The organism is Hyphomonas sp. UBA3195 (genome assembly GCF_002366485.1).
GTDB lineage: Bacteria > Pseudomonadota > Alphaproteobacteria > Caulobacterales > Hyphomonadaceae > Hyphomonas.
Genome location: NZ_DEXB01000040.1, coordinates 13,558 through 39,509, shown reverse-complemented (window position 1 = coordinate 39,509; position 25,952 = coordinate 13,558). Strand labels below are relative to the sequence as shown.

26 protein-coding genes are annotated in these 25,952 nt (G+C 57.6%); 17 read left to right on the top strand and 9 right to left on the bottom strand.

Annotated features, from left to right (window positions below; translation table 11 throughout):
- Positions 1–21: 21 nt before the first annotated feature.
- The 3 genes from B2344_RS12270 to B2344_RS12260 are packed head-to-tail and all read left to right on the top strand — an operon-like array spanning position 22 to position 2,800.
- Positions 22–900, top strand: a complete 879-nt coding sequence (locus B2344_RS12270) for a F0F1 ATP synthase subunit gamma (protein WP_290485313.1) — start codon at positions 22–24, stop codon at positions 898–900.
- A 47-nt stretch (positions 901–947) separates the two neighbouring features.
- Entirely contained in the window at positions 948–2,372 is a 1,425-nt protein-coding gene (atpD, locus tag B2344_RS12265) for a F0F1 ATP synthase subunit beta (RefSeq protein ID WP_290479583.1), read from the top strand.
- A gap of 20 nt (positions 2,373–2,392) precedes the next feature.
- Positions 2,393–2,800, top strand: a complete 408-nt coding sequence (locus B2344_RS12260; RefSeq protein WP_206990671.1) for a F0F1 ATP synthase subunit epsilon — start codon at positions 2,393–2,395, stop codon at positions 2,798–2,800.
- Positions 2,801–2,879: 79 nt separating this feature from the next.
- Here the strand turns inward: B2344_RS12260 and B2344_RS12255 are convergent, their stop codons facing one another.
- From B2344_RS12255 to B2344_RS12240, 4 genes are all read right to left on the bottom strand, one after another.
- The gene (locus tag B2344_RS12255) at positions 2,880–3,548 is read right to left on the bottom strand and encodes a DsbA family oxidoreductase (RefSeq protein WP_206990670.1); all 669 of its coding nucleotides are present in this window, start codon (positions 3,546–3,548) and stop codon (positions 2,880–2,882) included.
- Between the two features lie 43 nt (positions 3,549–3,591).
- Positions 3,592–5,058 (bottom strand): pyridoxal phosphate-dependent decarboxylase family protein, encoded by a 1,467-nt coding sequence (locus tag B2344_RS12250; protein ID WP_290485312.1) that lies wholly within the window; start codon positions 5,056–5,058, stop codon positions 3,592–3,594.
- A 78-nt stretch (positions 5,059–5,136) separates the two neighbouring features.
- On the bottom strand, positions 5,137–6,267 hold the full coding sequence (ubiA, locus tag B2344_RS12245; protein ID WP_290483838.1) for a 4-hydroxybenzoate octaprenyltransferase: 1,131 nt from the start codon (positions 6,265–6,267) through the stop codon (positions 5,137–5,139).
- Positions 6,268–6,365: 98 nt separating this feature from the next.
- Positions 6,366–7,739 (bottom strand): NAD-dependent succinate-semialdehyde dehydrogenase, encoded by a 1,374-nt coding sequence (locus B2344_RS12240; protein WP_290485311.1) that lies wholly within the window; start codon positions 7,737–7,739, stop codon positions 6,366–6,368.
- A 47-nt stretch (positions 7,740–7,786) separates the two neighbouring features.
- Here B2344_RS12240 and B2344_RS12235 point away from each other — a divergent pair, with 47 nt between their 5' ends.
- Positions 7,787–8,557, top strand: a complete 771-nt coding sequence (locus B2344_RS12235) for a 16S rRNA (uracil(1498)-N(3))-methyltransferase (RefSeq protein ID WP_290485310.1) — start codon at positions 7,787–7,789, stop codon at positions 8,555–8,557.
- On the opposite strand, the gene B2344_RS12230 is transcribed toward B2344_RS12235, so the two are convergent.
- Complete coding sequence (locus B2344_RS12230; RefSeq protein ID WP_290485309.1) at positions 8,554–9,186, bottom strand: DUF6891 domain-containing protein; 633 nt, start codon at positions 9,184–9,186, stop codon at positions 8,554–8,556. The two genes, B2344_RS12235 and B2344_RS12230, sit on opposite strands and share 4 nt — an antisense overlap.
- A 108-nt stretch (positions 9,187–9,294) precedes the next feature.
- Between B2344_RS12230 and B2344_RS12225 the strand changes: the two genes are divergently transcribed.
- Complete coding sequence (locus tag B2344_RS12225; RefSeq protein WP_206990664.1) at positions 9,295–10,674, top strand: glutamate--cysteine ligase; 1,380 nt, start codon at positions 9,295–9,297, stop codon at positions 10,672–10,674.
- A 206-nt stretch (positions 10,675–10,880) separates the two neighbouring features.
- A complete protein-coding gene (locus B2344_RS12220) occupies positions 10,881–12,581 on the top strand; it encodes a peptide MFS transporter (protein WP_349679797.1) in 1,701 nt (566 codons plus the stop codon).
- A gap of 77 nt (positions 12,582–12,658) precedes the next feature.
- Here B2344_RS12220 and B2344_RS12215 read toward each other — a convergent pair whose 3' ends face one another.
- The 3 genes from B2344_RS12215 to B2344_RS12205 all read right to left on the bottom strand — a co-directional run bounded on the left by B2344_RS12215 (position 12,659) and on the right by B2344_RS12205 (position 15,230).
- Positions 12,659–13,099 (bottom strand): rhodanese-like domain-containing protein, encoded by a 441-nt coding sequence (locus tag B2344_RS12215; protein ID WP_290485307.1) that lies wholly within the window; start codon positions 13,097–13,099, stop codon positions 12,659–12,661.
- 109 nt (positions 13,100–13,208) lie between these two features.
- Entirely contained in the window at positions 13,209–14,612 is a 1,404-nt protein-coding gene (gene tldD, locus B2344_RS12210) for a metalloprotease TldD (RefSeq protein WP_290485306.1), read from the bottom strand.
- A 63-nt stretch (positions 14,613–14,675) separates the two neighbouring features.
- A complete protein-coding gene (locus tag B2344_RS12205) occupies positions 14,676–15,230 on the bottom strand; it encodes a tetratricopeptide repeat protein (protein ID WP_290483632.1) in 555 nt (184 codons plus the stop codon).
- A 165-nt stretch (positions 15,231–15,395) separates the two neighbouring features.
- Between B2344_RS12205 and coxB the strand changes: the two genes are divergently transcribed.
- The 11 genes from coxB (at position 15,396) to B2344_RS12150 (ending at position 25,350) form a co-directional block, all read left to right on the top strand.
- Positions 15,396–16,394: a cytochrome c oxidase subunit II gene (coxB, locus tag B2344_RS12200; protein ID WP_290483631.1), complete on the top strand. Its 999-nt coding sequence runs from the start codon at positions 15,396–15,398 to the stop codon at positions 16,392–16,394.
- Positions 16,395–16,414: 20 nt separating this feature from the next.
- Positions 16,415–18,079 carry a cytochrome c oxidase subunit I gene (gene ctaD, locus B2344_RS12195; protein ID WP_206990659.1) on the top strand — a complete coding sequence of 555 codons (1,665 nt, stop codon included), beginning with the start codon at positions 16,415–16,417 and terminating at the stop codon, positions 18,077–18,079.
- Positions 18,080–18,181: 102 nt separating this feature from the next.
- Positions 18,182–18,805, top strand: coding sequence for a hypothetical protein (locus tag B2344_RS12190; protein WP_290483628.1), 624 nt, complete (start codon positions 18,182–18,184; stop codon positions 18,803–18,805).
- Positions 18,780–19,742: a heme o synthase gene (locus tag B2344_RS12185; protein WP_290479576.1), complete on the top strand. Its 963-nt coding sequence runs from the start codon at positions 18,780–18,782 to the stop codon at positions 19,740–19,742. Before B2344_RS12190 ends, B2344_RS12185 begins: the two co-directional genes overlap by 26 nt.
- A 1-nt stretch (position 19,743) precedes the next feature.
- Complete coding sequence (locus tag B2344_RS12180; RefSeq protein WP_206990656.1) at positions 19,744–20,058, top strand: hypothetical protein; 315 nt, start codon at positions 19,744–19,746, stop codon at positions 20,056–20,058.
- On the top strand, positions 20,055–20,633 hold the full coding sequence (locus B2344_RS12175; protein WP_290483627.1) for a cytochrome c oxidase assembly protein: 579 nt from the start codon (positions 20,055–20,057) through the stop codon (positions 20,631–20,633). The genes B2344_RS12180 and B2344_RS12175 overlap by 4 nt, the downstream gene beginning before the upstream one ends.
- 77 nt (positions 20,634–20,710) lie before the next feature.
- Positions 20,711–21,583 (top strand): cytochrome c oxidase subunit 3, encoded by an 873-nt coding sequence (locus tag B2344_RS12170; protein ID WP_206990654.1) that lies wholly within the window; start codon positions 20,711–20,713, stop codon positions 21,581–21,583.
- A gap of 86 nt (positions 21,584–21,669) precedes the next feature.
- On the top strand, positions 21,670–22,362 hold the full coding sequence (locus B2344_RS12165) for an SURF1 family cytochrome oxidase biogenesis protein (RefSeq protein WP_290485305.1): 693 nt from the start codon (positions 21,670–21,672) through the stop codon (positions 22,360–22,362).
- Positions 22,359–23,738, top strand: coding sequence for a threonine synthase (gene thrC, locus B2344_RS12160; RefSeq protein WP_290484175.1), 1,380 nt, complete (start codon positions 22,359–22,361; stop codon positions 23,736–23,738). The genes B2344_RS12165 and thrC overlap by 4 nt, the downstream gene beginning before the upstream one ends.
- 3 nt (positions 23,739–23,741) lie before the next feature.
- Positions 23,742–24,311 (top strand): GNAT family N-acetyltransferase, encoded by a 570-nt coding sequence (locus tag B2344_RS12155; protein WP_206990651.1) that lies wholly within the window; start codon positions 23,742–23,744, stop codon positions 24,309–24,311.
- 10 nt (positions 24,312–24,321) lie between these two features.
- Positions 24,322–25,350: an EAL domain-containing protein gene (locus tag B2344_RS12150; protein ID WP_290485304.1), complete on the top strand. Its 1,029-nt coding sequence runs from the start codon at positions 24,322–24,324 to the stop codon at positions 25,348–25,350.
- On the opposite strand, the gene B2344_RS12145 is transcribed toward B2344_RS12150, so the two are convergent.
- Complete coding sequence (locus B2344_RS12145; protein WP_206990649.1) at positions 25,351–25,911, bottom strand: YqgE/AlgH family protein; 561 nt, start codon at positions 25,909–25,911, stop codon at positions 25,351–25,353. It abuts the gene before it with no gap.
- Positions 25,912–25,952: the final 41 nt, after the last annotated feature.

Here is a 25,952-nt window from a genome sequence, read left to right as displayed (position 1 = left end):
CGAAGAACCAGAAGGCCTGACATGCCCAGCTTGAAGGACCTCAAGAACCGGATCAGCAGCGTGAAATCCACGCGCAAGATCACGAAGGCCATGCAGATGGTCGCGGCAGCAAAGCTGAAGCGGGCGCAAGACGCCGCGACAGCTGCGCGGCCCTATGCCGAACGCATGGCCTCGGTTCTGGCCAACCTCTCAGCTTCGGCTGGCGCGGGCGGACCAAAACTCCTGACCGGAACCGGTGAGGACAAGACTCACCTGATCGTCGTTCTGACGGCGGAACGTGGCCTTGCCGGCGGCTTCAACACCTATGTCGTAAAGCTTGCCAAGCAAAAAATTGGTGAGCTGCGCGCCGAGGGTAAAACCGTGAAAATTCTCACGGTTGGCAAGAAGGGCCGCGAACAGCTGTCCCGCGAATATGGCGACCTCATCGTCAACCATATTGATTTGTCCGGCGTTAAGGGCGGGGACTTCTCGGAGTCCGCCATTAGCCTCGGAAAGTTGCTGACCCATGAATTCGAAGCAGGTGAGTTCGACGTCGCCACGTTGGTCTATTCCCAATTCGTAAACGTGCTCAGCCAGCTTCCGACGGCTCAACAATTGATCCCGGCGTCTGCGCCAGAGGATGCAGAAACGGTCAATCTCGGCAATGCACTCTATATCTATGAGCCATCCGAAGAAGCCATTCTCGAGACACTGTTGCCGCGCTACATCAACACGCAGATCCTGTCTGCGATACTGGAAAGCGCTGCCGGCGAACAAGCCAGCCGCATGACGGCGATGGACAATGCTACCAACAATGCCGGCGAGATGATCGACTCGCTGTCGATGGAATATAACCGCGCCCGCCAAGCCCAGATCACCAAGGAGTTGATTGAGATCATCTCCGGAGCTGAGGCACTCTAAATGGCCAAGACTGTATCCATATACCCGCTCCAAAGGAGACGACCCGCATGAGCACTCCCGCAAACGCTAAAGGCCGCGTGTCCCAGGTTATCGGTGCTGTTGTCGACGTCGAATTCGACGGCGAACTGCCCGCCATCCTCAACGCGCTCGAAACCGACAATAATGGCAACCGCCTGATGCTTGAGGTTGCCCAGCACCTCGGCCAGAACACGGTCCGCACCATCGCCATGGACTCCTCTGAGGGGCTCGTGCGCGGTCAGGCAGTTGCCGATACCGGCGCTCCAATCATGGTTCCCGTCGGCCCGGCCACACTCGGCCGCATCATGAACGTGATCGGTGAGCCGATCGACGAACGCGGCGCGGTAGATACAGACATGCGCCGTTCGATCCACGCAGAAGCGCCTGAATTCGTCGACCAATCGACCGAATCCGAAGTGCTCGTCACCGGTATCAAGGTCATCGACCTGCTCTGCCCATACGTGAAGGGCGGCAAGATTGGCCTGTTCGGCGGTGCCGGTGTGGGCAAGACGGTTCTGATCATGGAACTGATCAATAACATCGCGAAACTGTTCGGTGGCTACTCGGTGTTCGCCGGTGTCGGTGAACGGACCCGCGAAGGAAACGACCTGTACCACGAGATGATCGAATCCAAGGTTATCAACCTGGAAGGCGAGAGCCGGATCGCACTGGTCTACGGTCAGATGAACGAGCCTCCGGGCGCGCGTGCCCGTATCGCCCTCACGGGCCTCTGCCAGGCTGAATACTTCCGCGATGAAGAAGGCAAGGACGTTCTGTTCTTCGTCGACAACATCTTCCGCTTCACCCAGGCCGGCGCTGAGGTGTCCGCACTTCTGGGCCGTATCCCGTCCGCTGTGGGCTACCAGCCCACGCTGGCAACCGACATGGGTATGCTGCAGGAACGCATTACCTCGACGAACAAGGGGTCGATCACCTCGGTCCAGGCCGTGTACGTGCCGGCCGATGACCTTACCGACCCTGCGCCTGCCACATCGTTTGCCCACCTTGATGCGACCACGGTTCTCAACCGCGCGATCTCTGAAAAGGGCATCTACCCCGCTGTGGACCCGCTGGACTCCACCAGCCGTATCCTTGACCCGATGGTCGTCGGCGAAGACCACTACAACGTGGCGCGCGGCGTGCAGGAAATCCTGCAGCGCTACAAGGAACTGCAGGACATCATCGCCATCCTCGGCATGGACGAACTGTCGGAAGACGACAAACTGGCCGTGGCTCGCGCCCGTAAGGTTGAGCGCTTCCTGTCGCAGCCGTTCGATGTGGCTGAAATCTTCACCGGTTCGCCGGGCGTGCAGGTGAAACTCGAAGACACGATCACGGCATTCAAAGGCTTGATCGCGGGCGAGTATGACCACCTGCCAGAGCAGGCCTTCTACATGGTCGGCAATATCGATGAGGCGAAAGCCAAAGCTGAAAAGATGCTGGCTGACGCCTAAGCGATAACGGACAGGGACGAATGGCCAACAAACTCCACTTCTCACTCGTATCTCCCGCCAGAGAACTTTTCTCCGGCGAGGTGGATCACGTGATTGCCCCCGGCTCGGAAGGTGAGTTCGGCGTGCTTGCAAACCATGCTCCGTTCATGACCACGCTCAAGAATGGTGTTGTTCGTGTTCTGGAAGGCGACACTGTCAAGATGCGCATCTTTGTGCGTGGTGGTTTTGCCGATGTGACGGCCGAAGGCCTGACCATTCTGGCGGAAGAAGCCCGCATGCTGGACAAGCTGAAAGTCGAGGATGTCCAGAAGGAGCTCGACGAGACGCTTTTGAAAATCCAGTCGCTGGATAAGGGCGACAGCGCCAAGCTCGCATTGCAAGAGCACTACGATTATCTCGAAAGCCTCAAGGCGGCGATGGTTCACTAACCGAACCGACATTTAGGCAAACAGGAACGCCGCCCTTTCGGGGCGGCGTTCTGCGTTTTGGGAGTGGTAGATCGTCTGATCAGCCCTGGGCTGGGCGTTCTTCCGGTAACTGCGTTGCGGCGTGTTGGAGAAACTTCGCCAACTTTTCAGCGGTCTCGGCCCCCTGAACGGCGATACGTCGATGCGCGATGTATGTCGGCACACCGCTTATGCCCATTTGCTGGAACAGGGCTTCTTCGTTGCGGACATTCTCGACGTCGGCATCGGTGGGCATCAATTCAGCGACAATGGATGGGTCGAGATTGATCTCACGCGCAATGTCGACCAGTACCTCGGTCTCTCCAATGTCACGTCCATCGGAGAAGTATGCCTTGAAAAGCGCTTCCTTGGCTTCTGCACCCTTCTGCTGACCCTGTGCCCAGCGCACAAGGCGGTGCGCATTGAAACTGTTCGGGCGGCGCGTGATCCGGTCGAACTGGTAAGGGATGCCTTCTTCCTGTCCGTATTGGATCAGGGCGTCACGCATGGTGTTGGCGCGATCCCTTCCGGAATCAGAGCCGAACTTCTCCTTCATATGCGCCTTGTAGTCGACGCCTTCGACAGGAATTGTCGGGTCCAGTTCAAAAGGACGGAAGATCAGTTCCACGTCCAGTTCCGGGACCAGTTTGATTGCGTCGTCCATCCTGCGCTTGCCAAGCCAACACCAGGGGCAAACCAGGTCCGATACCATTTCGATTACAAGTGTCATGCGACCAATCTAGGTATGCATCTGCCCAGACGCAAATAACGTGTCAGTCAGAACTCAGAACTTCCCGCGCAATTCGCAGGATTTCGCGAACAAGCAGGTCCAGGTCAGAGCGCCGGGTCCGGTGGTTTGTGATGTTCACGCGGATCGCCACGCGCCCATTTATCTTCGTGGTCGAAGGTGCGGCTATACCTTGCAGTTGCAGCTGGACGACAATCTCCGCGTTCAGCTCGTCCAATTCTGTATCGGACAGGTCTCCGCGCAGATATCGAAAGCAACAAATCTGCATTGAGACAGGAAGCAGCAACTCCAGTTCAGGTGTGGTCCGAACCAGTTCGCCCAGATAAGCGGCTTGGTCGCAGTTCTGAGTGATCAGCCTGCCAAGCTTGGCTTCACCATGCTCGGCGATCTGCGCCCAGACTTTAAGCGCCCGAAACCCGCGCGATAATTCTGGCCCGAGTTCAACCGGCCAAGTACCACCCGCGGCCAGCCCGCGGTCTGCTGATTTGAGATAATCCGGACGGTCTGAGAAAGTTTTCAAGTGCGTCTGGCCCGAGCGGATCAGGATGCAACCTGCATCGTAATTCACGTGAAGCCATTTATGAAAATCGAAAGCAATTGAGTCCGCACGCTCCAGCCCGTTCAGATGCGGACGCAACCGGTCGCTCAATATGCCGAGTGCACCGAATGCGCCATCAACATGGAACCACAGGTCTTCTGCTTCCGACATTTCCGCCAGCGCGGCGAGGTCGTCGACGGTACCTGCATTCACCGAGCCGCACGTGCCTGCGACCAGAAAGGGCTCGAATCCTGCTGCGCGATCTGCTGTTATCGCCTCCTGCAACGCCGAGACATCGATTTGATGTGCTGGCGTAACCGGGATCTTGCGCAATGCAGCGGTGCCTAGGCCGAGCAAGTCGAATGCCCGCGCAATGCAGGCATGGGCTTCACTGGATGTGTAGCCGACCAGTCTGTGTGTCCCCATGCCTTCGGCGCGACTGTGAAAGTCGAGATGGGCATCACGTGCGGCCTTCAGTGCAATGATGGTCGCCATTGATGTGCCTGAAACGATCAGGCCGCTCGCATCCTGCGGAAAAGAGAAGAGACGCTTGCACCAGTCTATCAGTTGGCGCTCCACCTCAATCGCACCATGATTGCGACCGCCAGTATTCGCGTTGATCGCCGCTGTGATAATATCTGCAACCAGATTGGACGGTGTGCCTGCCCCATGCACCCAGCCGAAGAAGCGCGGATGCGTGTTTCCGACACCATATGGCAGCAACTCCCGCATAATAGAGTCTACACTTTCCGGCGGCAGGCCGGTTTCCGAAAGACTGAAAGCGTCTTTCATATCCTCGGGAGGCGGCGTCCAGACTCTGCCTTCGCGCGTATGCTCCATCTTATCGACGGCAGTGTCGACCATGGCATGCAACCGCTTGCGAAAGGCATTCCAGTCAGATGGATCCAGGCTGTCTTCGGAAAATGGCGGCGGCGTTTGGTCATAAGAGGTCATACTCTTCGATCTCGCCTTTTTGCTGCGGAGACAACGGGGTCGGACAGGGGCGAGCGCATGCGTCGCACCTTGAAGGGGTCAAGGTGCGGAGGGCGCGCCTTCGTCCGGTCCAATCACGCCTTCGCGCTTTAGGGCTCTGAGGGCTGCACTCGCAAACCAAGTCTCACCAGATTCTGAAGGAGACGGGCGTGCATGTTTCATCTCGAACCCGAAGGGCAGGCTCATCGTGGAAGGAGGACCGTCTGGAACAAGCTCATGGTCAGCAAATAGCGAACTCTGTGTCGGCTCCGGTGCCATGGCGGACAGGGCGAAGCCAAATGCAACAAGGGCGCCCGCCCAGACATTGGATTTGAACACGGCAAGCGCGGCTTGCTCACGGCTCGACTTCAGTCGCACTGACTGCCAGACGCCGTGAGCGAGGAATAACAACGCGGTCAGCGCGCCTATTCGACCGGCCTCATTCATGGCAGCTGCGAGGGCGATAAGCGCCGCTGCGCCGAGGTGGAAGCAGAAGCTGATCAGTACTGCCCGCTTGCCGAAGAGGCGCGCGGTGGACCGGACACCAATCAGGGCGTCGTCTTCACGATCCTGAAGCGCGTAGATGGTATCATAAGCGATCGTCCACAGTATCAGGCCAGCATACAGCACGATGACGGGAAAGCTGACATGGGATGCAACGGCCGCGCCAACCAGGACCCCCCAATTGAACGTCAGGCCCAACCAGGCTTGAGGCCACCAGGTCACGCGCTTCATATAGGGGTATGCGACGACCAGCGGTATCGATAGTAGCGCGACGAATTTTGCGTCCAATGGCAACAGGAGCCAGACAGTAAATCCGATCAGAAGTTGGGCTCCGAGAAAATAGTAGGCTTGTTTTAGCGTGACCGCGCCGGATGGAAGTGGTCGTAGTGCTGTGCGGCTCACGCTGGCGTCAAAGTTCCGATCCGTTATGTCGTTCCATGTGCAGCCTGCTCCACGCATGGCTACCGCGCCGAGCAGGAACAGGATCGCCCAGACGAGATCAAAAACATAAACGCCCGTAATCAATCGCTGGAATGCCAGACCAATCAAGCATGGCAGATAGAGCAACCAGATGCCCACCGGCCGGTCCCACCGGGCCAGCATGGCATAGGGTTGCCAGCCAAGCGGCAGGCCAGACAGCCATCCGGGCAGGGCACTATCGGCTGGAATCGTGCGTGTGTCGTCCATCGCAGCGGCTTATACCGAAATTCTGTGTTTCAAACAGCCACAGACAAGCACGAGGCGAATAGTGCCAGAAAATCCCTCTGGCGCTAACGCAGTCTGGTTCAGGCGATGAACACGGTCTTGCGGTTTACGAAGGCCTTGACGCCGTCAGCGGCCAGTTCTCGCCCATAGCCGGACTGTTTGATCCCCCCGAACGGCATCCGAGGATCAGATGAGACCATCGCGTTGACGAACGTGGCACCAGCCTCCAATTCGCTGACGGCCTGATCCATTTCGACTTTATCTTGCGTGAAAATGACTGATCCGAGTCCGAAAATACTGTGGTTTGCGCGGCCGATGGCCTCGTCCAGGTCATTCACTTTCCAGAGATTGGCGACTGGTCCGAACATTTCCTCGTCGGCTGACGGGCTGCCCTCTGGAGCGCCGATCACTATGCATGGATCAAACCAGTTTCCGGTATCGGGCAGGGTGTTGCCCGCATGGAAAACGGTGGCCCCAGCCTTGACCGACTTTTCGACCTGTTCGACGAGCTCATCGCGAATGGACGCGGTAGCAAGAGGTCCAATATGGGTCCCGTCCTCGGTTGGGTCGCCGACTTTGAGGTTTTTGAAGCGAGCCTCAAAGCCGCTCTTGAACGCGTCATAAACGTCGGCGTGGACGAAAAAACGCTTTGCGGCGATGCAGGACTGACCATTGTTCTGGGTCCGGGCTTTGACGGCTGTGTCGAGTGCTTTTTCGAGGTCAGCGGAGGGCATGACGATAAATGCGTCGGATCCACCAAGTTCGAGAAGGGAGGGCTTGATGGCCTTGCCCGCAGTTGCTGCAACCGCTCCACCTGCAGAGCCGGAGCCTGTGAGTGAAACGCCTTTTACGCGATCATCCTTGATAACACTTTCGACGTGTTTTGACCCGATCAGGAGTGTCTGGAAAGCGCCTCGCGGAAAGCCTGCTTCCACGAAGACTTCTTCGATGTTGAGGGCAGAGCGGAACACGTTGGATGCATGCTTCAGCAGGCCCGTATTGCCCGCCATCAGGATCGGGGCAGCGAAGCGAAACACCTGCCAGAAGGGAAAATTCCAAGGCATGACTGCGAGGATCACACCGAGCGGAAGGTGGTGGACATAGGCTTTTGTGCCGCTGCTCTCGATCGGTTCGTCGGCAAGGTAGTTCGAGGCCTGTTCGGCATAGTGCCGGCACACCCAGGCGCACTTGTTCACTTCGGCTCTGGCCTGGCCGAGAGGTTTACCCATTTCGGTGGTCATGTCAGCGGCGTAACGGTCAGCATTGGCTTCCAATATGTCCGCCGCCTTCAGCATCAGCTCGGCGCGATATTCGAAGCTGGTCTTGCGCCAGTCAGAAAAGCACTCGTCCGCGTCTCTTATGGCGGTTGCTACTTGTGCTGGAGTGTGGGGTGTAAATTCCTCGATGACTGTGTCATTTGCCGGATTTACGGATTTGATAGTCTGGTCCGCCATGATCACCTCGTGCTGAGTTTCCTGCTGATAGAAGGTATGTCGTACATATGAGTTCAATACCGCGACTTTTTGTGTCGGCCCTTCTCGAGCCTTCTGTACCACTCCGGTTGGAAGAGGACGCGTCAAAATATCTGATGCGGGTCATGCGTTTATCTCCGGGTGACCGACTTCGTACATTCAATGGCCTCAACGGAGAGTGGTTGTGCGAGCTCGGGCCCCCTGAGGGCAAGACGGCCATTATCATCCCGGTCGAGCAAACGCGCGAACAGATGAGCGCAGACACACCCCATCTCGCATTGTTGTTTGCGCCAGTGAAAAAGGCGGAAACTGACTTCATCGTCGAGAAAGCAACCGAACTTGGTGCCCGCTCCATTCAGCCTGTGATCACGCAGTTCACGCAAACACGAACTGTCCGGCTGGATCGCTTCAACAAGATTGCCCTCGAGGCTGCGGAACAAACTGAACGGCTTGATCTGCCGGAAATTTCTGACCTCGTGGTTCTGGAAGAAGCGCTTGCTCAACTGGACGACGACACGGCGCTGATCTTCTGTGATGAAGCTGGTGAGGACGAGTCCAAGCCTTGGGGCGGGGAGTCCGGACGGGCAGGCGCCGCTCTTTCGGTGCTGGACTCCCTGAAAGATCGCAGTGCAGCGATCCTTATCGGCCCTGAAGGTGGATTCAGCCAAGATGAACGCCAATTCCTGCGTTCGCGTGCGGATACTTATCCTATTAGCCTTGGCCCCAGAATTTTAAGGGCGGAAACGGCGGTCGTCTCGGCGCTCACCCTTTGGCAAGCGGTGTGTGGTGACTGGACCTAGAAGGGCCACCGCTTCATGGGCTTCGGTACGGCACTTTCCCATCGACGTTGCCACTCAAGCGTAATCCCGATGCGATGTTCCAGCTTGCCGTCCCAGTGAGCGTTCAGCCCAACGGCCTTCAGCGTATCGAAGATTTCCTGGCCAATCTGGAGGAACACCGCGTCCGCCGTATTATTTGAGGCTCCGTAGCTGAGATAGAGATTGCCGGATTCGACCGCGCTTTCCGTGTCCTGCTGGTGAAAGAAGACGTAGCCGCGTGCCCGACGGCCATAGGCTTCGAACTCCTCAATTTCGAGATTGATCTCCGCAGCTCCGCATGTGCCGCAGCACGTGAAATTCTGTCGGGCGACAATATCCTTGTCATCCAGCATGTCGAAGGCGAGTTCCAGACGGTCGAAGTCTGTCAGCACTGGCCACTTGGCCTGCTCTGACTGCACGGCCTCGATTTCCTGAATCAGCGCGGACCGAATCTCGGATTGCCGGTCACGCTCTGAAATAGGCGACTCGAACTCCTCGGTCAGATCCAGAAGGATTTCCTCGATTTCCTCGACGGGTTCATAGCCACCACGCACATGGATGCGTGCCCAGACTTTGAGGTCATCGCGTTCTTCTGTGGTAAATCGCGTCATCAGTCTCACCTGCGGGAATAAACGAACTTGTGAGAATAACCCGGTTGGCGCTCGAGCGAAACATCCCTATGTGCACTCACAGCAAGAGTTTGAGGGGAGGCCTCCATTGTGACCACGCCGACGTCGGATATCGACGAAAACTCCCAGCGTATCTCGGGGAAATCCGAGCTGGTCGAGTATTTCGAGGCTGGCAACAAGCCGAAAGCAGATTGGCGCATTGGGACTGAACATGAGAAGTTCGGCTTTCTGCGCGATGGTTTGCGCCCGCTTCCCTACGAAGGTGAGGCCTCCGTTCTGGCAATTCTGGAAGGCCTGCGCGACCGGTTTGATTGGCAGCCAATCGTCGAAGGCGGCAAGCTGATTGGTCTGAAGAAGGATGGCGCAAGCGTATCTTTGGAGCCGGGCGGTCAGTTCGAGCTGTCGGGTGCGCCACTCGAAACCATGCACCAGACCTGTAATGAAGTGGGCTCGCATTTGCGCGAAGTCCGAGACATTGCCGATCCGCTGGGCGTTGCTTTCATGGGCCTCGGTGCGAGCCCGGTCTGGAGTCTCGCCGAAACGCCGGTGATGCCCAAAGGCCGCTACCGCATCATGATGGACTATATGGACAAGGTCGGCCGTCTGGGACGGCAGATGATGTTTCGCACATGTACGGTTCAGGCCAATCTCGACTTTGCCTCCGAAGCGGACATGGTGAAGAAGTTCCGCGTCTCGCTGGCGCTACAGCCGCTCGGCACGGCGCTGTTTGCGAACTCGCCCTTCATGGAAGGTCGCCCGAACGGCTTCCTGTCCTACCGGTCGCAAATCTGGACTGACACAGATCCCGACCGTACGGGCATGCTGCCCTTCGTGTTCGAGGACGGGTTCGGATTCGAACGTTACGTGGATTATGCGTTGGACGTGCCGATGTATTTCGTCCGGCGCGGCGGCAAATACCTAGACGCAAGCGGTCTCTCTTTCCGCGACTTCATGGATGGGAAACTGCCCATTCTGCCCGGCGAGAAGCCGGCGATGGACGATTTCGCGGACCATCTCTCGACGATCTTCCCTGAAGTCCGTCTCAAGCAATTTCTGGAGATGCGCGGTTCTGATGGAGGTCCATGGAGTCATCTATGTGCATTTTCCGCCTTCTGGACCGGATTGCTGTATTGCTCAGAAAGTCTGGATGCCTGCTGGGACCTGGTGAAGTCTTGGTCAGATGCGGAACGCGAATCGATGCGGCAGGGAGTACGTACGCTAGGCCTGCGTACGCCTGTGCCGGGTGGCCGCACCATGCAGGACCTCGCGCTTGGCGTGCTGGACATTTCCCGGGCCGGTCTGAAACGTCGCGCAAATCTTTCTGTGTCGGGCGATGATGAAACGGGCTATCTCAGTGAACTTGATGAGATCGCGCGGACAGGACTCACGCCCGCCGAGCGCCTTCTCGAAAAATATCATGGCGAGTGGCAGGGCGATCTGAGCCGCATTTTCGTCGATCAGGCCTATTAAGGGAATAAATTCCCTCATCCGGGCTTCTCAATTGGCACAAGCTGCCTTGAGAGCTAGGCGTTTGCGTGGTCAAACTACCGGTTCGTAAGAATTTCCGGGGAGTTGAACGCGTGACAGACATCACTGCGAATGGTGCAGCGGGCAAACCCCGCGATACCTCATTTTTCGGCCATCCTAAGGGGTTGGCCATTTTGTTCTTTACCGAGATGTGGGAGCGTTTTTCCTATTACGGGATGCGCGGCCTGCTGGTCTTGTACCTGACCCAGCATTTCCTCTTCTCGGATGAGAAGTCGTCGATCATGTACGGGGCCTATACGGCGCTCGTTTATGTCATGACGATTATCGGCGGGACACTGGCCGACCGATACCTCGGCCAGCGCAAGGCGGTGACCTTTGGAGCGATCCTGCTCTGCCTCGGTCATTTCGGCATGGCGTTCGAGGGCAGTGGCTCAAAGGAATATGTGGTCACGGGTGGCTCCGAGATCGAGATCCAGCATGAGGGCCGCGGTGACCAACGCCAGCTGTTTGTCGACATGGATGGAGAAACCCGCCGGATCGTTTTCGAGCAGGGCAGTGGGGATCTGCAGATCCTGGAAAGCGCTGATGATGCCAAAGAGCCGACTGCGGCCGTCTATCAGCAGATCGCAAAAGACGCCTACACGACACGGATCGAGCAGCAGGAACTCTATACAAACATCCTGTTTCTCTCGCTGGCTTTCATCATTGCAGGCGTTGGCTATTTGAAGGCCAATATCTCCACGATTGTGGGCGCGATCTATGAGTTTGACGATCCGCGGCGGGATTCCGGATTCAGCCTCTTCTATATGGGCATCAATCTCGGCTCGCTGCTCTCATCTCTGAGCTGCGGCATCATTGGCATCCTCTGGGGCTGGAAATACGGCTTCGGACTTGCTGGTATCGGTATGCTGGCGGGTCTGCTCGTTTTTCTTTGGGGCCAGAAATACCTGGATGGAAAAGCTGAGCCGCCGAACCCGGAAGCGTTGAAGAAATCCTTCCTCGGCCCGATCAATGTCGAGATGGCCTGCTATCTTGCCGGCGCCCTCGTGATCGGTGTGGCCATGCTGCTCGTCATGAATGCTGAAGTGATTCCCGACTGGTTTGTCGGCTCACTTGGTATTGCCATCTTCGTTGGTCTCGTGGGGTATTCCTTCGTGCAGCTTCAGGGGACCGAGCGGAAACGCATGTTTGCGGCGATCTACTTCGTGCTGGCGCAGATTCCATTCTGGGCCCTGTTCGAGCAGGCTGGCTCATCGCTGACCCTGTTTACGGACCGTCTGGTCGACAAGGAAATGTTTGGGATCAACGTGCCGACGCCGGTCTTCCAGTTCCTGAACGCGGGCTACATCGTCATCTTCGCCCCGATCTTTGCCTGGATGTGGATTGCCCTGTCCAAGCGGAAAATGGAGCCGTCGACGCCGGTGAAATTCGCGATTGGTGTGTTCCTGGCAGGCCTTGGTTTCCTTTCCCTGGTTGGGGGCATCGGCATGTCCGGCGCCGGGATGACCGCTGTTGGATTCATCTTCCTGATCTATTGGGTCCACACGATGGGCGAATTGATGGTGTCGCCGGTTGGCCTGTCGGCGGTGACAAAGTTGGCACCGGCGCGCGTTGTCGGGATGACGATGGGGGCATGGTTCCTCTATTCCGGACTGTCGAATTATCTCGCGGGCGTGATTGCCCGCACGACCGGCGCCGAGACTATCGGTGGCCAGATCACGGACGTTGCGGCGGCGAAGGCCACCTATGTCAGTGTCTATGCGAATGTCGGCTATGTCGCGATGGGAATTGGCGTCTTCATGCTGCTCATCTCGCCGATCATCAAAAGCTGGATGAAGGGTAGCGAGTTGCCGGCAGAATCTTCCATGGTTTCTGACGAGATGTTCTAGTCATTATTCTGTGAGCAAACAAAAAGGGCGGCTTCCGTGGGGAGCCGCCCTTTTCTTTCGTGGTCCTGTTTTGCGGATCAGCGATCCGGCGGCAGGAACTGGTCCGTCGGCAGGCCGCGCTTGATCCAGCCCTCGCCAATTCCTTCCAACCCGGCCATGCCTTCGACAATCTCGTAGATGTCTGCAAAGCCAGCCGCTTCCAGTTGTGCTGCCGCCAGAGTGGAGCGGTTGCCCGCCCGGCAGATGACGGCGACAGGGTAGTCGAGATCTCCCAGAACCGCACCGCGCGCCTGAGCCAGAAAATCCACGTCTTTCACATTGGCGCCCACGCTGTCGCGCGGCATGCCGGTCATCGCCCATTCGGACGGAGTGCGCACGTCGAGAAGGATAAGTTCTCCGCGCTGGACGAGGGTGTGGGCAGCGTCTGCGGATAGGGTTTGCACATCGGCGGAGGCGGGCAGGGCAAGCGCGAAAACTGCTGACGCTGCGGACAGGATAAATGAAACCGGACGGGCCATAGGAAACTCAACTCTAACTTCACCGCATTGAGCCAAGACTCAATTATGGCGGCAAAGTGTCAAAGGGCGCGGTTCATCGCAAGTCCGATTACCCAAGATGACGGCATATTTAGCCAGCGCCGCCTACAGTCAGGGCACCTACTTTGAGCGTTGGCTGGCCCACACCCACAGGTACGGACTGCCCGGCCTTGCCGCAGACCCCCACGCCATCATCCATGGCGAAGTCGTTGCCGATCATGGTGACATCCTGAAGTACAGTCGGGCCGTGGCCGATCAGGGTCGCATTCTTGACCGGTGCAATGACTTTTCCGTTCTCGACGAGATAGGCTTCGGTGCACTGGAACACGAAATTTCCGGACGTGATATCAACCTGGCCGCCGCCGAAATCCACGGCCCACAGGCCGCGTTTGATGGAGCCGACGATTTCGTCCGGGTCCTTGTCGCCGCCCAGCATCACGGTGTTGGTCATGCGCGGCATGGTGGCGGATTCATAGCTTTCGCGGCGGCCATTGCCGGTCGGGGCCTGACCCATAAGGCGCGCATTCATCCGGTCCTGCATATAGCCTTTCAAAATGCCGTCTTCGATCAAAACGGTCTTCTGGGTCGGCGTACCCTCATCATCAAAGGAGAGTGAGCCCCGGCGGCGTTCGATGCTGCCATCATCAATAATGGTGACACCCTTGGCAGCGACCTGCTCACCAATGCGACCGGAGTAAACGCTTGTGCCTTTGCGATTGAAGTCACCCTCAAGGCCATGACCTACCGCTTCATGCAATAGAACGGCCGGCCAGCCTGGCCCAAGCACGACTTCCATCTGTCCGGCAGGCGTGGGGATGGATTGGAGATTCACAGACGCCTTCTTCACGGCGCGCTGGACCATCGCCTTCCAGCGATCCGGTTGGATCCAATCTTCATAAGCAGCACGGCCACCGGCACCGGCGCCAGCCGATTCGCGGCGTCCGTTTTCTTCCAGTGTCACCGAGACGTTCAAACGAACGAGCGGCCGGACTTCCGAGAAGACTGCACCGTCCGGGCGAACAATGTCGATTTCCTTGTGACTGCCCGCGAGCGAGACCGAGACCTGAACCACGCGCGGGTCATAGGCGCGTGCCCAAGCATCGATTTCAGCCAGCAGGCCGGTTTTCAAGGAGAAGTCTGGCGCAGAGGTTGGATCAATCGGGTCGTAGAGCCGACGATTTGTTGGAGTGGGTCCAGTCGCGAGATGGCCTGCATAGCCGCGCTTGGCTTGCGAGGCTGTTTCGCCCGCGCGGCGAATCGCGTCCAGCGACAATTCGGAAGCATAGCCGGAGCCGGTCGTCTCACCGGCGACGACTCGAAGACCGAAGCCCTGATCGGTATCAAACGCGGCGGACTTCAGCCGCCCGTCATCAAATACGAAGCTTTCTGATCGGGAGCGCTCAACAAAAAGGTCACCATCGTCGGCGCCTTTTGCGGCGTCGGACAGGATTTCAGAAGCCTTGGTCAGGTCGAAGGGAAGGGATGTCTGTGTCATCTTGAATAGATGCGTGACACCCCGGCGCGTCGCAAGGGCAAAGGCGCAGAAACCCGTTCCTGATCAGTTCGTGCTGACCTCGAAGCGTGACAGCTGCCATTCGGCCAACTCCCAATCAGGCTTCAATTCCAACGCTCTGCGAAAGTCGTAATAGGCGCCTTCCACATCATCCAGTTTTTCCTTTGCCAGCGCGCGATTGTAGTAGGCGGCGTGCAAATCGTTTGAACCATATGCGATGGCCTGGTCCAGGGATTGGAGCGCCTTGTCATACGCTTCGATGAATATATAGGCTGCGCCCTCATTAAGGTAGGTTTCGCCAGTGTCAGGGCTGATGCGCTTGGACTTCTCATAGTCCGAAAGCGCTTTCTCGTAGAGCCCGGCGCGCATGTAGAGCACGCCGCGATTCGTGTATGTGGCGGCGCGATTGCTTAGCTTCATCGCTTCATGCTGGATCGCCCGGGTGCAGATTTCAGCGCCTTCTCGTGGAGATACGGATCCAAACTTCGCGGCTTCATAGCAGTCCTCGGCAATTCCTCCCCCGAGTACCAATACCTGCGCGTTGGCGGGTCCGACGCCCAGTCCGAGCAGAAGGAAGGCGGTAAGAATTGAGTTTTTCATTGTTTTTGACCTTTCATTTCACGTGCCGGTCGTAGGGAGAACATACCACAGATCGAAGGCATCGCCGACAACCTGCGACAATATTGAGCGCGTAAAGTGGTAGGTTGCGGCTATCACGTATTGTAGATAGAGGGACACAGATTCCAATGAGACGAGGATAACTTCGTGCGACACCTTATTGCCGCCTTGTGCGCTGCCGTCATGGCCGGTCCGGCGCTGGCATTCGTTCCTCAAGACGGTGCGCTGGGTTTCCAGCCTGCCGCAACGCGCATTGCAGAGCGCATTCACATCTTCCACCACTTCGTTCTGATCATCATTGTCTTGATCACACTGCTGGTGCTTGGCCTGCTGATGTGGGTCATCTTGCGTCACAATCGCAAGACCAATCCGGTGCCGAAGAAGTTCAGCCATAACACGCTGATTGAAATCATCTGGACGGTTGTTCCGGCGCTCATCCTCGTTGCAATCGCGAGCCAGTCTTTCCCGAACCTGTATTATCAGGACGTGGTTCCGAACCTTCAGCAAATTACCGATAAGTCGGATGCGATGATTGCTGACGGCAAGACGGCTCAGCATGAGCGCTTCGCCAAGGACTATTTTCCGGAAGCAGCTGAAAAAGGCTTCGTGAACGTCAAGGCGCAGGGCAACCAGTGGAACTGGACCTACACTTATCCGGACCTGATTGATGATTCGGGTTACCCGCTGGAATTCGTTTCCAACCCGGTTCATGTTGGTGTTTCGACAGATGGCGACAACTATGCCGCGGCAACAGGCCGTACCGATTTCGCGTCCAAGCCCAAAAATCTCGCCGTCGATTACCCGATGGTTATCCCGGAAGATCGTTTTGTGCGTTATTACACGGCCGCGGCTGACGTGATCCACTCCTGGACCGTTCCAGCCTTCGGTGTGAAGACGGACGCCGTTCCGGGTCGCCTGAACGAGGGCTGGTTCCTCGTCGAGGAGCCGGGCATCTACTACGGCCAGTGCTCTGAGCTTTGCGGCGTGAACCATGCCTTCATGCCCATTGAAGTGCGCGTGGTCAGCCAGGCGCAATTCGACAGCTGGGCCGAGTTTATGCTCGCGGGTGACTATGAAGCCGCCTATGCGACCGTCGACGTTTTTGCATCCACTGAGCAGGCGACCCAGTTCGCCGCCAAACAGTAATTAGGGAAGAGTGACACGCCATGCCTATGGATGAAGTGGCCATCGACCATCACGACTCACACGATCACAAGCCCGGCTTCTTTACGCGCTGGCTGTTTTCGACCAATCACAAGGACATCGGTACGCTGTACCTGATCTTTGCGCTGATCGCGGGGGTTGTAGGGTACACGCTGTCTGGCCTGATTCGTTGGGAACTTGCTGAGCCGGGTATCGGGGTGATGACACAATTCGTTGCCGGTGAAGGCGACGTGGCCATTCAGAATGCCAAGCATTTCTACAATACGGTGATTACCTATCATGGTCTGATCATGATCTTCTTCATGGTGATGCCGGCGCTCATTGGTGGCTTTGGAAACTGGTTCGTTCCGTTGATGATCGGCGCGCCAGACATGGCCTTCCCACGCATGAACAACATCTCGTTCTGGCTTACAGTTGCAGCTTTTGTGCTTGCCTGTATCTCGATGACGGTTCCAGGCGGACCCGGCGACGGGTTCGGAGGGGGCTGGGTGCTTTATCCGCCGCTGTCGTCCACCACAGGCCATCCCGGCCCGGCAATGGATGTGCTCATCCTGTCGCTGCATACGGCGGGTATCGCGTCGATCCTCGGCGCCATCAATTTCATCGTGACCATTCTGAACATGCGCGCGCCTGGCATGACCATGCACAAGATGCCGCTGTTCGCTTGGGGCGTGCTCATCACGGCCGTCCTGCTGCTGCTGTCGCTGCCGGTGCTTGCTGCCGCGCTGACCATGCTGCTGACCGACCGTAACTTCGGGTCGCAATTCTTCGCGCCTGCGGGTGGTGGTGACCCGATCATGTTCCAGCATCTGTTCTGGTTCTTTGGTCACCCTGAAGTTTACATCATGATCCTGCCGGCCTTCGGCATCGTCAGCCACATCGTGTCGACCTTCTCCAAGAAACCGATCTTCGGCTATCTTGGTATGGCCTACGCCATGGTCTCCATCGGGGTGATCGGCTTCGTTGTGTGGGCGCACCACATGTACACAGTTGGTATGGATGTGGATCTGAAAGCCTACTTCGTTGCGGCCACGATGGTGATCGCCGTTCCGACGGGTATCAAGATCTTCTCTTGGATCGCGACCATGTGGGGCGGGTCCATCGACTTCACGGTCCCGATGCTCTGGGCGATTGGCTTTATCTTCCTCTTCACTGTGGGGGGTGTTACTGGTGTCGTGCTCGCAAACGCTGGTATCGACCATGCCCTGCACGACACCTATTATGTCGTCGCGCACTTCCACTACGTGCTGTCGCTTGGCGCCGTGTTCGGCCTGTTCGCAGGTTGGTACTATTGGTTCGAGAAGATGTTCGGCATCAAGTATAATGGCATGATCGGCGGCCTGCACTTCTGGCTGATGTTCATCGGATCGAACGTCCTGTTCTTCCCGCAGCATTTCCTCGGCCTTCAGGGCATGCCGCGCCGTTACATCGACTATGCTGACGGCTTTGCCACCTGGCACATGTGGTCGTCGATCGGTTACGCGATCACGCTGGTTGCGACGCTGATCTTCTTCGTCGGCCTCGTCGAAGCCATGATCCGCCGCCGCAAGGGTGAAGCCAATCCATGGGGCGAGGGCGCTACGACGCTGGAATGGACGTTGCCTTCGCCGCCACCGTTCCACCAATTCAATGAGCTGCCGCATGTCACCAACAAGGGCGGCCACTAGACTGGCCCCTGCCTGACCTGAATGATGGCCCTGCGACGTGTCGCGGGGTCATTTTCGTGGAGGCTCTGTCAGGACCCGGTGCGATGATCAGCGGAGGCGATCATGAATGAAGCATCCGATGCGGCCCTGCCGCTCTGGGCCCAGCATGCCATCTGGATTGCGGGACAACCGGAAGTGATGATGGTTCTGGCCGGCCTGCTTCTGGCGAGCCTGTTCCTGGTGGCGCGCCGGAGATTTGTGCGCGACCCTGTCTCGGTGCTTTTCCTGGTGCTGTCGGTGGCAGGCGCCCTGATGATCGCCGGCCTGGGCCAGGTGATGGATTCCGCAGCCCTGTATCAAGACACCTATTACAATGCCGCGCGCAATCGTTTTCTCGCCGCGTTGCTGGTCATCACGGTGGCCTTCTGGGCGCTGTATCGCTGGTTCAGGGCGATCGTTGGCGTGAGGTACAACCGGGTGCTGGGCGGGATCCATTGGGTTGCCTGGTCGGCCAGTGTGGCGCTGCTGATCTGGCCGGGCTTGTCGCTGGAGGCGGGCATGCCGCAACGCTATGTGGAGTATGGCGACGTGTTTGTCCGGTATCAGACACTGCAGATGATCGGGTATTTTGTCACGCTGATCTCAGTGCTGGCCTTTGCCATATGCATGGGAGAAGCTATTTACCGCCGCACCAAGACGGGCAAGGAGCCCCCGGAGACGCATGACCGAGCCGTCCGCCACTTCTGACATGGCGCCCAAGCGCTACGCCACCGCAGGCGATTATGTGCAGCTGCTGAAGCCGCGCATCATGATGCTGGTTGTGTTCACCGCAATTGCCGGTCTCGTCGCTGCAGTCGGCGTTACCGGCGTTTTGATAAACCCTGTCATGGCCGCGATTGCGACACTGGCCATCGCGCTCGGGTCGGGCGCAGCTGGCGCCATCAATATGTGGTATGATGCTGATATCGACCAGATCATGACGCGCACATCGACACGGCCGATTCCGTCGGGCGCTGTGCCGAAGGAAGAGGCCCTTGCAATGGGTCTTATCATGAGCGGCGTATCGGTGCTGCTCATGTGGCTGGCCTCCAACTGGTTGGCGGCTGCGCTCCTGGCATTCTCGATATTCTATTATGGCGTCATCTACACGATGTGGCTGAAGCGCTCGACGCCTCAGAACATCGTCATTGGTGGTGGTGCAGGCGCGTTTCCGCCTGTTATCGGATGGGCAGCGGTCACGGGCAACACACCGGTCGATGCGTGGATACTGTTCGCGATTATCTTCTTCTGGACGCCGCCGCACTTCTGGGCGCTCAGCCTGTTGGCACATGGTGAGTACGAGAAGGCGGGGGTTCCCATGTTGCCTGTCACGCACGGGGCAAAAGCCACGCGAAACCAGATACTGCTTTATACGATCTTGCTCGTGCCGATCGCATTACTTCCGGTTGCGACCGGTCTTGGCGGGTGGATTTATGGCTTGGTTACGTTGGCTCTGGGGCTCGTCTTCCTGGCTTATGCAGTCCGTGTTTGGCGCTCGAAGGCGGGCGACGCTGGAGCTAGCGCTGCCGACATGAAACTCGCACGCGGCATGTTCTTCTTTTCCATCCTGTACCTGTTCCTCGTCTTTGCGGCGCTGATTGTTGAGCATGCCGCAGGTTTGCACTTCCCTGTAGGAGGGGCCTGATTTGTCTGACGAAAAAGAGAAATATGCCGGTGAATTCACCGACGCCTACACGCCGCAAGAGGCGGAATTGCGAGCGCGCAAAAGCAGGAATCTCTGGTTGGGACTGGCGCTTGCAGGCTTTGTGATTCTCGTGGGCGTTGTCACGTTTATCCGCTTGTCGTCATCTGATTTGAGCCAGAGTGGTTTCTATTATTCTGTCGATGACAAGGGTGAGCGCATCAATGACCTGCCCGAGGGCATGACGCCGGATCAGGCGGCACCACCCCCAAATCTGACGCCGATCGACGAAACGCAGCCGGAAGAGGGCGAGCCATGAAGCTGTCGAACACAAAGGTTGCACTTGTTTCACTGGGCGTTTTCACGGGCATGCTCGGGCTTGGTTTCGCAGCGGACCCACTCTACGACACGTTTTGCAAAGTGACGGGATTTGGCGGCACCACACGTATTGCCACGGCCGCACCGGATAGGATGGTCGAACAGGAAGTGATGGTGCGTTTTGACGCCAATGTCGCCGATACGCCGCTGACCTTCCATCCGCTCCAGACAACTCAGACTTTGAAGCTCGGCCAACATGGCCTCGCTTTTTACGAGGTTTCCAACCCGACTGATCAGGAAATCCGGGTCATTGCGAGCTATAATGTGACGCCGCACTATGCGGGTCCCTACTTTAACAAGCTTGAGTGTTTCTGCTTTGAGGAACGGGTGGTTGCACCTGGCGAAACAAAGAAACTGCCGATCGTCTATTTCGTCTCTGCTGACATGCTTGAGGACCGGGTAGCTAAATCCCTGGAGACGATCACGCTCAGCTACACGTTTTTTGACAGTTCCAGCTATTCGGGCGAGAAAAAAGCCGCCCAGAAGGGTGCGGCGAATTCAGCCAATGCCGGCTGATGTAGTTGCACATACAGGCCGGAGCGGTCTAAAGAGCGCTCTGATTCATGTGATTTTTTAGAGGGGTCAAAAGGGCCATGGCTCACGACGAAGTCAAACACGATTTCCATCTGGTCAATCCGTCTCCCTGGCCATTGCTGGGGTCATTGGCGGTAATCGTTACCGCACTCGGTGGTGTTACCTATATGAAAGGCCTGTTTGGCCTCGAAGCCGGAACCTGGTGGCTGCTGGCCGTAGGCTTGGCGATGGTCATATGGGTAATGTTCGGCTGGTGGCGCGAAGTCATCAAGGAAGGCGGTATTGGCGATCACACGCCCGTCGTCCAGATTGGCCTGCGTTACGGCATGATCCTGTTCATCGCGTCTGAAGTGATGTTCTTTGTCGGCTGGTTCTGGAGTTTCTTCGAGTTCGCCATCTATGAAAGTGCGCGCGTCGGTGAGACATGGGATTCGGCCAACGCGCTATACGCAGACGGCCTGTCGCGTTTTGCAGACTGGCCGCCAGTTGGCGTCGAGACCTTTGACCCGTTCCATCTGCCGCTGATCAACACGCTGATCCTGCTTCTTTCGGGCACCACAGTCACTTGGGCGCACCACGCGCTGCAGCACAATGACCGCGCCGGTGCCAAGCTTGGCCTCGTCTTCACCGTGCTGCTCGGCATGGTGTTCACAATGCTGCAGGCTTACGAGTACAGCCACGCGGCTTTCACCTTTGACGGCACGCTTTATGGCTCCGCCTTCTTCATGGCGACCGGTTTCCACGGCGCGCACGTCGTGATCGGTACGATCTTCCTCGCAATCTGCCTGATCCGTCTGTTGATGGGCGGCATGAGCGCAGAGAAGCATCTCGGCTTCGAATTTGCGGCTTGGTACTGGCACTTCGTTGACGTGGTCTGGCTGTTCCTGTTCGCCTTCGTCTATGTCGTGCCATTCCTTGTCTATGGCGGATAGACTGGCACCGGCCATCGTAGCGTAATCAACAGGCCCGCCGGCGCACAGCCTGGCGGGCCTTTTTTCAAAACCTTTCGGACACGCCCATGCGCTTTCGCCCCTATCCCGTTTTGACCCTGTTTACGGTGGTATCGCTTGCGATCCTCGTCATGCTGGGGAACTGGCAATATGGTCGGTTCAGCGCGAAGATGGCATTGGATGAAACAGAGCCAAACTGGGTGAGCCTGGACGGTCGGGTCGTGCCGGGCAGTGAAGCCATGGTCTATGCCTATGCCGACGGCGCATCGTCATGGCGACGCGTAGTGGCGATTGATGAAGGCGAACGAGTCATCTTTACGACCATCGAACTTCTCTATCAGGTGGAGCCACCAACGCCATGTCAGGGGCCCGAATGCGGGACCAATCTGAATTTCTCGGCGCGTGGCATCTACAAGACCCCAGGCAGCCGCAATGCCTTCGCGAGCCCCGATGCGCCGGAGGCAGGTGTTTTCTACGCCTACAGTATTGATGATCTCGCAGATCTTTTGCCGGCGGATGTCGCCGAGCGCGTGGTGCCGGAAGCATTCGAGCCCCAGACATTGCGGCTGATTGAAAATGGTCGCGCAATGGCAGGGCCAAATCCGTTTGCGCGATTGCGCATGGATGATGATCTGCCGCCACAGCGGCATTTCGGATACGCGATCACATGGTGGGGGCTCGCCATGGCGCTGTTGGGTGTGTATCTGGCCTTCCATTATCAAAAGAGCCGGTTGCGGTTTCGCAGAAGGAACGGGGAATGAAGTATATTTCCACTCGGGGGCAGTCAGAGCCCGTTGATTTCATCGGTGCATGCCTTGCGGGACTGGCGCCGGATGGTGGCCTCTACATCCCCGAATCCTATCCTGCCATCGCGCCAGCCAAACCCGGAGAACCCTATTCCCAGGTCGCCGCGCGGGTCATTTCGGCCTTTGCGGGCGATACGCTGACGCAGGAAGAAGTACTGGGCCTGTGCGAACGCGCCTATGCCACCTTTGCTCACCAATCGGTGACACCGCTGACCCAGTCAGGTCCGAGCAGCTGGCTCCTGGAACTGCATCACGGCCCGACCCTCGCCTTCAAGGATGTCGCCATGCAGCTGATTGGTCAGCTGTATGATCTTGTGCTCGGCAAAACAGGACGGCGTATGACGATCATGTGCGCGACCTCTGGAGATACAGGCGGCGCAGCCGCGGCGGCCTTCGCGGGTGCCAAGCATGCCGATCTCGTGATCTTGCACCCATTCGAACGTGTCTCTCCCATCCAGCGTCTGTTCATGACGACAACCGGTGCGGACAATGTTCTCAACCTCGCCCTTGATACCGACTTTGACGAGTGCCAGACGATTGTGAAATCGCTGTTCGCAGACCGCGATTTTGTTGATCGCGTCAGCCTGTCGGGCGTGAACTCGATCAACTGGGCGCGCATCGCAGCCCAGATGGTATACTATGCCACTTCGCAAGCTGCCCTTGCAGGCCAGCAAATCCGCTTTGTTGTCCCAAGTGGAAATATGGGTGACGCCCTGGCCGGATACGTAGCGGCGCGTTGCGGACTGTTGCCGGGCGGCTTGGATATTGTTTGCGCGGTGAACGAAAACGATGCGCTTATGCGGTTGTTCAATTCTGGCGTCATGTCCAAACGACCGACTGTGGCGACGCCAAGCCCGGCCATGGATATCTCCATCCCGTCCAATTTTGAGCGGATCCTGTTCGAGCTGTCGGGTCGCGACAGCGATGCGGTGCGCAGCGTCTATGAGCGGTTCAAACAGGCGGGTGAAGCGGAGTTGCCAGAGACCGCAACGGGTCGACTGGGCTGTTCAGGCATTCGTGTGCAAAGTGTCAGCAATGCAGACACGATGGAAGAGATGCGCCAATTCGAATCCGATACAGGCTGGCTGATCTGTCCTCACACCGCCGTCGGTACGCGCGTCGCCCGCCTCGCACCCAATTCGGACGTCGCCACGGTGGTTCTTGCAACGGCATCACCCGCCAAGTTCCCGGAAACGGTACTTGAAGCGACAGGGCGCGAGGCGAAATTGCCAGATTTTGCCACAGGCGTGATGTCCAATGAAGAAGTGTTCGAACGGGTAGAGCCGACCCTCGGTGCTGTGCGCTCGCGCGTGGAACGATTGGCCGACTAGGTCATGGCCGCGCACCGCAAGGACACGGTCATTGTTTCAACCCGCCTGGTCATCGAGCCTGCGCGCAAGAAGGATTTTGAGGATTGGTCCGGCTTGCGCAAGCGTAGCCGTAAGCATCTGCAACCCTGGGAGCCGACATGGCCAAAGGATGCAAACTCCCGCGCAGATTGGGCGCGTCGGTTGCAAGCCTGGAAGAATGGGTGGAAGTCCGGTCGCGCTTACGTGTTCATGATCCGGCGATTGAAGGACGGAAAGCTTGTCGGTGGAATATCCTTGACCAATGTCCGTGGCTGGCCCGCCAACAGTGCCAGTCTTGGTTACTGGCTTGGACAGGATCATCAGGGTCAGGGACTGATGCAGGAAGGCGTAGGCGCGGTCTGCGACTGGGCGTTCCGGGAATTACATCTTTATCGCGTCGAGGCCGGAATTCTGGCATCAAACCTGCGTTCCCGCAAAGTCTTGGAAACAAACGGCTTTCGGGAAGAAGGACATGCTAAAGAATATCTCGAGATCGCGGGCGTACGCCGCGACCATGTCCTTTTCGCACTCGTCAGGCCCAGTGCTTCGCGATAGGTTGCACGAGATGATGTCAGATCAGTCGACCCAGCCTCAAGGTAGTTGGCACTGGAATGCCGCCAGCAGGCATCTCCTGATCGAGGCACCAAAGGGTAGCGATCATTCTGATCTGGCCGGACAATGGTCTATCGATGCCATTGAGCAGATGTTCGAGGGGCTCAGCCGAGGGCGACTGGCGCAGGCATTCAGCACATCTGACGGACCCGTTCGTTGCGATTTGAGACTGTCCAGCGGGGCCGATATTCATCTGGTCGGCGCTTTCATCAGTGAAGAAGACGCGCACGGCATGCTGTTGGCCGGGAACGAGTTTGCGGAGATTGATCCGTCTGACTTGCAGCCCGGTCCCGATCTCTACCCAGTTTTCCAGCCCATTATCTCACTTGGCAGCGGGCATATTGCCGGTTTTGAAGCGCTGGCCCGATGGGATGATGGTGAAGTTCGCAATCCACCGAGCCGGTACGAGGATGAAGCCCTCGCGTCCAACATGTTGATACGCTCTGCCGAGACGCTTTCAAAATTACGGGATTCTTCCGGCAGATCCGATCTTTTCATGCACGTGAATCTGACGGCACGGGATTTGTCGCGCAGCACGCTACCAGCGCTCGTAGAGGCGCTGATGCAAGGATACGACTTGCCAGAGAAGGCAATCCGCATCGAATTGACGGAACAAGCTGCACTCCGCGACGAAAGCCACGCGCTTGCGGCTGTCATGGCCTTGAAGGCCGTGGGGGCGGGATTGGTGCTGGATGATTTTGGGACGGGTCATTCGTCTTTCGCCTGGTTGGCGGATTTTCCAGCTGATAGTCTGAAAGTGGACCACGGGCTCACGCGCCGTCTGGGCCAGCACCGCACCGACACGATACTGGGCACGCTAACCTTGCTGGCGGCGCGACTGGACATGACCACAACGGCGGAAGGCGTTGAACACAAGGACGATGCAGCAAAGCTGCGCAGTCTGGGCTTTGACTACGCTCAAGGCTTTGCTTTTGCGCGTCCGATGGAGGAAGCCGCAGCCATCGCCTTTCTGATCAATTGATCAGGCGTTTCCAGGCAGTATCTGCAATCGACCGCTGTCTATACCCAGATGGCCAAGTGCGGCTTCCCATTTAGCCTCATGGCTTTCGCCGAATACCAGTTCCGTATCGGGTTCGCCAATCAACCAGGCATTCTCGGCCAACTCGTATTCTAGCTGACCAGCGCCCCAGCCTGAATAACCCAGCGCGAGAACGGAGCGCTTTGGCGCGTCCCGAGTTCCTATGGCGTGCAAGATGTCGCGGGTTGCCGTCATGCAGAAAGTACCGTCGATCTCGAGCGTAGCACCCTCGCTGATGATGTCATCAGTGTGAAGAACAAAGCCGCGATCACTGCTCACCGGCCCTCCGTCGAGCACCAGATCTTCCGAAACGTCAATTTCCACTGGGACATCAAGCTGTTCAAGTAATTGCGGCAAGGTCAGCCCGACCATTGGTTTGTTGAGTACAATTCCCATGGCGAATTCGGGAGAGTGGGCGCAGACCAGAATAATTGAGCGCGCGAAACGCGGATCGCCGATACCGGGAAGGGCGATAAGTAGTTTGCCTGTGAGGTCGGCGTCCATCTGGTGACCCTTTCGAGGATGATGCTGGGCGAATTGTATCG

Bases quoted from the DNA above. Each gene is read 5' to 3' on its own strand.
- B2344_RS12270 (WP_290485313.1), top strand. From the start codon at position 22: ATGCCCAGCTTGAAGGACCTCAAGAACCGGATCAGCAGCGTGAAATCC.
- atpD (WP_290479583.1), top strand. From the start codon at position 948: ATGAGCACTCCCGCAAACGCTAAAGGCCGCGTGTCCCAGGTTATCGGT.
- B2344_RS12260 (WP_206990671.1), top strand. From the start codon at position 2,393: ATGGCCAACAAACTCCACTTCTCACTCGTATCTCCCGCCAGAGAACTT.
- B2344_RS12255 (WP_206990670.1), bottom strand. From the start codon at position 3,548: ATGACACTTGTAATCGAAATGGTATCGGACCTGGTTTGCCCCTGGTGT.
- B2344_RS12250 (WP_290485312.1), bottom strand. From the start codon at position 5,058: ATGACCTCTTATGACCAAACGCCGCCGCCATTTTCCGAAGACAGCCTG.
- ubiA (WP_290483838.1), bottom strand. From the start codon at position 6,267: ATGGACGACACACGCACGATTCCAGCCGATAGTGCCCTGCCCGGATGG.
- B2344_RS12240 (WP_290485311.1), bottom strand. From the start codon at position 7,739: ATGGCGGACCAGACTATCAAATCCGTAAATCCGGCAAATGACACAGTC.
- B2344_RS12235 (WP_290485310.1), top strand. From the start codon at position 7,787: ATGAGTTCAATACCGCGACTTTTTGTGTCGGCCCTTCTCGAGCCTTCT.
- B2344_RS12230 (WP_290485309.1), bottom strand. From the start codon at position 9,186: ATGACGCGATTTACCACAGAAGAACGCGATGACCTCAAAGTCTGGGCA.
- B2344_RS12220 (WP_349679797.1), top strand. From the start codon at position 10,881: ATGTGGGAGCGTTTTTCCTATTACGGGATGCGCGGCCTGCTGGTCTTG.
- B2344_RS12215 (WP_290485307.1), bottom strand. From the start codon at position 13,099: ATGGCCCGTCCGGTTTCATTTATCCTGTCCGCAGCGTCAGCAGTTTTC.
- tldD (WP_290485306.1), bottom strand. From the start codon at position 14,612: ATGACACAGACATCCCTTCCCTTCGACCTGACCAAGGCTTCTGAAATC.
- B2344_RS12205 (WP_290483632.1), bottom strand. From the start codon at position 15,230: ATGAAAAACTCAATTCTTACCGCCTTCCTTCTGCTCGGACTGGGCGTC.
- ctaD (WP_206990659.1), top strand. From the start codon at position 16,415: ATGCCTATGGATGAAGTGGCCATCGACCATCACGACTCACACGATCAC.
- B2344_RS12190 (WP_290483628.1), top strand. From the start codon at position 18,182: ATGAATGAAGCATCCGATGCGGCCCTGCCGCTCTGGGCCCAGCATGCC.
- B2344_RS12185 (WP_290479576.1), top strand. From the start codon at position 18,780: ATGACCGAGCCGTCCGCCACTTCTGACATGGCGCCCAAGCGCTACGCC.
- B2344_RS12175 (WP_290483627.1), top strand. From the start codon at position 20,055: ATGAAGCTGTCGAACACAAAGGTTGCACTTGTTTCACTGGGCGTTTTC.
- B2344_RS12170 (WP_206990654.1), top strand. From the start codon at position 20,711: ATGGCTCACGACGAAGTCAAACACGATTTCCATCTGGTCAATCCGTCT.
- B2344_RS12165 (WP_290485305.1), top strand. From the start codon at position 21,670: ATGCGCTTTCGCCCCTATCCCGTTTTGACCCTGTTTACGGTGGTATCG.
- thrC (WP_290484175.1), top strand. From the start codon at position 22,359: ATGAAGTATATTTCCACTCGGGGGCAGTCAGAGCCCGTTGATTTCATC.
- B2344_RS12155 (WP_206990651.1), top strand. From the start codon at position 23,742: ATGGCCGCGCACCGCAAGGACACGGTCATTGTTTCAACCCGCCTGGTC.
- B2344_RS12150 (WP_290485304.1), top strand. From the start codon at position 24,322: ATGATGTCAGATCAGTCGACCCAGCCTCAAGGTAGTTGGCACTGGAAT.
- B2344_RS12145 (WP_206990649.1), bottom strand. From the start codon at position 25,911: ATGGACGCCGACCTCACAGGCAAACTACTTATCGCCCTTCCCGGTATC.